The sequence below is a fragment of the Ideonella sp. P3_A4 genome, assembly GCF_056403075.1.
The window spans coordinates 1-747 of record NZ_JBFUGE010001269.1; the positions used below are offsets into that span (position 1 = coordinate 1).

The 747-nt window shown below is 67.2% G+C and carries 1 protein-coding gene; it reads right to left on the bottom strand.

Annotation, left to right across the window (positions count from 1 at the left end):
- Nucleotides 1-27: 27 nt before the first annotated feature.
- A complete protein-coding gene (locus AC1DYI_RS37490; RefSeq protein WP_477209123.1) occupies nt 28-615 on the bottom strand; it encodes a hypothetical protein in 588 nt (195 codons plus the stop codon).
- Nucleotides 616-747 lie beyond the last annotated feature (132 nt).

Consider the following 747-nt stretch of genomic DNA (forward strand, 5'->3'; position numbering starts at 1 on the left):
GTCCGGTCCGGTGACGGAACTCAGCCCTCAGCCCGAGACGTCATCGCCGGCCAGCGCAGCCGCCGCCTTCTTTGGCTCCGGCAACATCACCAGCGGAGCTGCCAGAGACTTGACCGTGTACTCGAAGCCCTCTGGCAGCCCCGCCAGATCGGCGATCGGCACGAAGGCGTAAATGACTGCGGCACTGTTGGGGCTCAGTTGCTCGGGATAGGTCAGGCGTTTCTTCGTCTCAGGCGACAGCGAGTCCCACAGCGGCCGGTCCAGCGCCGAGAGCTGGAAGCTGGCCGGGACCTTCTTGCCGCCACTCAGCACCACCAGGCGATCCTGGTCGATCGCCAGGGCCACGGGCGCCGGGCGCGCGCCGATGCGCATCAGCAGCGGAATGAGCTTGTACTTGCCGCCGACCGAGTTCAGCGCGTAGGAAACGAACTGGACCGTGACGCTGGCGGTCACGCCTTGGTCCGGCGTTGCTGCGCGTTCCGGGCCGATCCGCTCGGTGCTGTAGGTCTCTTGCGGGTCGTTGAGCGCGCCACCGCCGGCGGCGAAGGACGCTGTCGCGCTGGCCGCGACCATCAGGCCGCCGATGGTGCGCGTGACGATGGTGCCGAGGTTCATGGGACCCTCCGAGCGCTCTCGATGCAAGAAAGCGCGGCCACGGTATCACTTGCCGTCGCGAGGCTCAAGGCGCAGCCATCGACCAGGCACCCCGGCGCGAAACCTCTTGACCTAGAGTGCACTCCACCATGT

Bases quoted from the DNA above. Each gene is read 5' to 3' on its own strand.
- AC1DYI_RS37490 (WP_477209123.1), bottom strand. From the start codon at position 615: ATGAACCTCGGCACCATCGTCACGCGCACCATCGGCGGCCTGATGGTC.